The organism is Qipengyuania sp. (assembly GCF_042095715.1).
In the GTDB taxonomy this organism is placed as follows: Bacteria; Pseudomonadota; Alphaproteobacteria; order Sphingomonadales; family Sphingomonadaceae; genus Qipengyuania.
Genome location: NZ_JBELMO010000027.1, coordinates 31,317 through 35,084 on the forward strand (window position 1 = coordinate 31,317; position 3,768 = coordinate 35,084).

Below are 3,768 nucleotides of genomic sequence, written 5' to 3' on the forward strand. Positions count from 1 at the left end.
CGCTGGGTGCACGGTTTTGCTGGCGATGCAGCTGCCGGAGGCGCTGAACATGGCTCGCAGCGCCCAGTTTGATCTGGCGGTGCTTGACGTCAACCTGGGGGGTGGCCAGACAAGCTACCCGGTCGCGGACGTCTTGATGGATCGCGACATTCCCTTCGCTTTTGCGACCGGTTATGCGTCAGGCGGTCTCGAACCGCGCTTTGCCGATCGCGAGAGGCTGCAGAAACCCTATACGCCGCAAACGCTGCTGGCGCTTCTGTCGACGATGGCATGACGTTTACATTGTCATTGATGGGAAGTGCGAACGAACGGCGGCTTAGCGCGCCGGGCTCTTGAAAGGGGCCGGTCCGAATTTCACCCCATTCCCGCCACCTCAGCTCGCATCCGCCTCCTTCGTTTCGCGGCTCTTGCCGCGGCGCCAAGGGAGTTGTCCCTCGATCTCGGTTTCCAGGCTGAAGCTCAGGAACGTCCGGATCGCGACGATGCCGGCCAGCACCGCCACGCTGTTGAGCGTGGGTTCGACCGCCACGGTATTGATGATGTCCGCGGCGACCAGAAATTCGAGCCCCAGCAGGATCGCGCGGCCCAGGTTGGAGCGCAGGTTCGATACCGCCTGCTCTCGGTCCTGACCGCGCGCCAAACGAAACAGAAAGATCAGCAGTGTCGCGAAGGCGCCCACGGCGATGATGGCGATGCCCGTCAGTTCCACGATCCGCGTCACCGTTTGCGCGGTGTTCACGGCAAAGCTCTCGAAATTCATCATCCCGCGTCCCTCCTTTGTGGGAAGACGCACGCACCTGTGGCAGCGTTCCGGTAGCGGTCCCACACACCACGTCGCCCCTGACGCTATTTCAGCCTTTCGCGAGATCCGGTGCGAAGGTTATCAGGTGCTGGTAGGGGACGAGATGGGGCGTCATGCGTGCCAGTTCCTCGGCAGCTGTGGCGAAATCGTCTTCCGCCAGGCGCAGGGCGCCCTGTGCATCGGCAGAGGGGTATGCTTCCGCCATGGTGCGTGCCGCCTTTAGCAAGCTGTAACAGTGGAACAGGTCAAGCAAGGCCTGCGATCGCATCGCCACAGGTCAACTCCAATCGTTCAAGCGCTTGGCAGCCATTAGACTTACCGGACAACTTTTATCAAGTCCTTCCCTATCCTTTACGCGCCGACCGCAAGGCTTGCGCCGCACTGCAATGAGCGCCATTTCCGGATGCATGACACAATCCCCCAGCCAGCCCGCGATGAAGGCGGGCATCGTCCCCGTTACGCCACTTCAGCAGAATTGCTCGCTCATCTGGTGCACCGCGACAATGAAGGGCGCACTGATCGATCCCGGCGGCGATCTGGACAAGCTGAAGGCTGCTGTCGCGAAGACCGGGGTGGAGCTGGAAAAAATCCTGATTACGCATGGCCATATCGATCATTGCGGGGAGGCGGGCGTGTTGGCCGAGGAACTGGGCCTGCCCATCGAAGGCCCGCACGAAGCGGACCGGTTCTGGATCAGCCGGCTGGACGACGATGGCCGCAAATACGGAATCAACGGGCAGGTTTTCGAGCCCGACCGCTGGCTGGCCGATGGCGACACGGTAACAGTGGGCGAACTGGAGCTCGACGTGATCCATTGCCCCGGCCACACGCCGGGCCACGTCGTGTTCGTGCACAAGCCCAGCAAGTTCGCGGTGGTGGGCGACGTGCTGTTCCAAGGCAGCATCGGGCGCACCGATTTCCCCATGGGCAACCATCAGGACCTGATCGATTCGATCACGCAGAAGCTATGGCCGCTGGGAGAGGACATGACCTTCATACCCGGCCATGGCCCGACCAGCACCTTCGGTCAGGAACGCAAGACCAACGCCTTCGTCAGCGATTACGCGCTGGGGTGAACGCCCGGCCTTCGCATCGCAACGAGGGAATAGAGGTAGGATAAAACCACCACGCCACAAATGGCCGATGTCCTGATCCCCTCGGGGGCGAGTCCGTACGCGAGATAGCATCCCACGCCGCGCGCAATCGCATGGCGCAGCCCGACCGGATCGTTGGCCGCCCAGCCGTACTGTATCCAGATCACGCCGGCCAGGATTGCCACACCCAGCACCATCAGGTCGGGATTGTCGGCAGCCAGCGCCGCTGCGATGACCAGCGGAAACATCAGGCCGATGCCGGCGATCGACTGGAAAAAGACGGGCGTCACCGGGTTCACGTCTTTAACGAAGGGATTGCGCCCGCGCAGCTTCTCGATGGCGAAGGCGAGCGGGAGAATGGCCCCCATGACGTAGATCGCCAGCCAGCCCATGATACTGCGCGACACGAAAAAGCCCGCGATGCCCAGCGCCGCCCAGACGATCATCCCCGCCAGCGGCATCGATACGGTGCTGGTGGCGAGAAATCGCTCGCGCAGGGTGCGCAGCGGAGCGGTATCATCGTATTGTTGGGCTTCCAGCACGGAAGAGGCGTCGCCTTTGCTCATCACATCCGCCCCGTCGCGGCCAGCACCGCGACCACTGCTAGGCCGAGCTGGGTCAGCATGGTAAAGATAGTGCCCACCGCCCGGCCCGCGCCGAGGGCGCCGCCGTCCATTCCCAACCCGTGGGCGAAGCGGCCGATCATGTAGAGGCCCGCCACCCAGGCGAGCCATGCGCCGCCCCGGCCTGACAGCTCAATCGCTGCGATCAGCACAAGCACGAAACCGGTATTCTCGACGAAGTTGAGTTGCGCGCGCATCCGGGCGGTGAGCGGGCCGCCGTTGTCGTCTCCGATGGAGACTTTGGCGCTGCGCCGGATTTGGCCGACGCGGACCGACAGCCAGATATTGAGCAGGGCGGCGGCCGCTGCCGCGCAAAGAGTGACCGGTAGGACAATCGGCGTCATGATAGGCTCTCCCACGCGCTGGACGAATTTCAAGCTAAGCGGTGCGGGGGTGGTGGACAATCGCACGATCACCTTTCTCCCCCGATCCCCGCTTCTTTCCCTATTCACGCGCGCCGCCAGTCGCGCGGGCGGGGTTGCAAGAGCGGCGAAATTCGCTATAGGCCCGGCGCTTCACCGCCACGGTCGGAACGTTCGCGCGCCACAGTCTTGTGCGCCGCGTCCGCTTCCCCTACGGCGGCCATCGCATTGACAGTTAAACGATTTAGGAACAGGTGCCGCCATGGCCGTCCCAAAGAGGAAAGTATCGCCCAGCCGCCGCGGCATGCGCCGCAGCCACGATTCGCTGAAGGTCGAAGCTCATCACGAGTGTTCGAACTGCGGCGAGCTGAAGCGTCCGCACAATCTGTGCCCGCACTGCGGCTACTACAACGGGCGCGAAGTCATCGCCGTCGGTCTCTGACCGTCAGCCAAGCAAGCCGGAGAGTGCAATGAGCCTGCCGCGTATCGCCGTTGATGCGATGGGCGGGGACGAAGGCGTGCGCGTGATGGTGGAAGGCGCCGCGATTGCGCGGCGCCGGCATGACAAGTTCAACTTCCTGCTGGTGGGCGACCGCCCCCGCATCGAAGAGGCGCTGAAATCGCATCCGGGCCTGACCGGAGCGTCCGAGATCCTGCACTGCGAAGATGTCGTCGCGGGGGACGAGAAGCCCTCGCGCGCGATTCGCCGTGCCAAGACCACCAGCATGGGTCTGGCGGTGGACGCGGTGAAGCGCGGGGAAGCCGGTGCCGCCGTGAGCGCGGGCAACACCGGCGCGCTGATGGCGATGAGCAAGCTGGCGCTGCGCACCATGCCCGGGATCGACCGGCCGGCGCTCGCGGCGCTGCTACCCACGCTTTCGGACAAC

Annotated in this window: 7 protein-coding genes and 1 pseudogene; 4 read left to right on the top strand and 4 right to left on the bottom strand. The window is 63.9% G+C overall.

Features of this window, described 5'->3' with window-relative positions; genetic code table 11:
* Positions 1–274 (top strand): response regulator (locus ACFDTG_RS08340; RefSeq protein ID WP_375290569.1); only part of this gene is annotated, 274 nt, incomplete at its 5' end.
* A gap of 99 nt (positions 275–373) precedes the next feature.
* Here the strand turns inward: ACFDTG_RS08340 and ACFDTG_RS08345 are convergent.
* Together ACFDTG_RS08345 and ACFDTG_RS08350 are read right to left on the bottom strand one after the other, a co-directional pair.
* Positions 374–763 (bottom strand): DUF1622 domain-containing protein, encoded by a 390-nt coding sequence (locus ACFDTG_RS08345; protein WP_375290570.1) that lies wholly within the window; start codon positions 761–763, stop codon positions 374–376.
* 88 nt (positions 764–851) lie between these two features.
* Positions 852–1,007: a hypothetical protein gene (locus tag ACFDTG_RS08350; protein WP_375290571.1), complete on the bottom strand. Its 156-nt coding sequence runs from the start codon at positions 1,005–1,007 to the stop codon at positions 852–854.
* 229 nt (positions 1,008–1,236) lie between these two features.
* Here ACFDTG_RS08350 and ACFDTG_RS08355 point away from each other — a divergent pair, with 229 nt between their 5' ends.
* A complete protein-coding gene (locus ACFDTG_RS08355) occupies positions 1,237–1,878 on the top strand; it encodes an MBL fold metallo-hydrolase (protein ID WP_375290575.1) in 642 nt (213 codons plus the stop codon).
* Here ACFDTG_RS08355 and ACFDTG_RS08360 read toward each other — a convergent pair.
* Complete coding sequence (locus tag ACFDTG_RS08360) at positions 1,863–2,462, bottom strand: hypothetical protein (protein WP_375290572.1); 600 nt, start codon at positions 2,460–2,462, stop codon at positions 1,863–1,865. The two genes, ACFDTG_RS08355 and ACFDTG_RS08360, sit on opposite strands and share 16 nt — an antisense overlap.
* Entirely contained in the window at positions 2,462–2,863 is a 402-nt protein-coding gene (locus ACFDTG_RS08365; RefSeq protein ID WP_375290573.1) for an MAPEG family protein, read from the bottom strand. The genes ACFDTG_RS08360 and ACFDTG_RS08365 overlap by 1 nt, the downstream gene beginning before the upstream one ends.
* A gap of 280 nt (positions 2,864–3,143) precedes the next feature.
* On the opposite strand from ACFDTG_RS08365, the gene rpmF reads away from it, so the two are divergent.
* A complete protein-coding gene (gene rpmF / locus ACFDTG_RS08370) occupies positions 3,144–3,323 on the top strand; it encodes a 50S ribosomal protein L32 (protein ID WP_375290574.1) in 180 nt (59 codons plus the stop codon).
* Positions 3,324–3,351: 28 nt separating this feature from the next.
* Positions 3,352–3,768: pseudogene (locus ACFDTG_RS08375) on the top strand (phosphate acyltransferase); the annotation flags it as partial.

Excerpts from the sequence above, each read along its gene's own strand:
- ACFDTG_RS08350 (WP_375290571.1), bottom strand. The coding sequence starts at position 1,007 with ATGGCGGAAGCATACCCCTCTGCCGATGCACAGGGCGCCCTGCGCCTG.
- ACFDTG_RS08345 (WP_375290570.1), bottom strand. The coding sequence starts at position 763 with ATGATGAATTTCGAGAGCTTTGCCGTGAACACCGCGCAAACGGTGACG.
- ACFDTG_RS08360 (WP_375290572.1), bottom strand. The coding sequence starts at position 2,462 with ATGAGCAAAGGCGACGCCTCTTCCGTGCTGGAAGCCCAACAATACGAT.
- ACFDTG_RS08365 (WP_375290573.1), bottom strand. The coding sequence starts at position 2,863 with ATGACGCCGATTGTCCTACCGGTCACTCTTTGCGCGGCAGCGGCCGCC.
- ACFDTG_RS08355 (WP_375290575.1), top strand. The coding sequence starts at position 1,237 with ATGAAGGCGGGCATCGTCCCCGTTACGCCACTTCAGCAGAATTGCTCG.
- rpmF (WP_375290574.1), top strand. The coding sequence starts at position 3,144 with ATGGCCGTCCCAAAGAGGAAAGTATCGCCCAGCCGCCGCGGCATGCGC.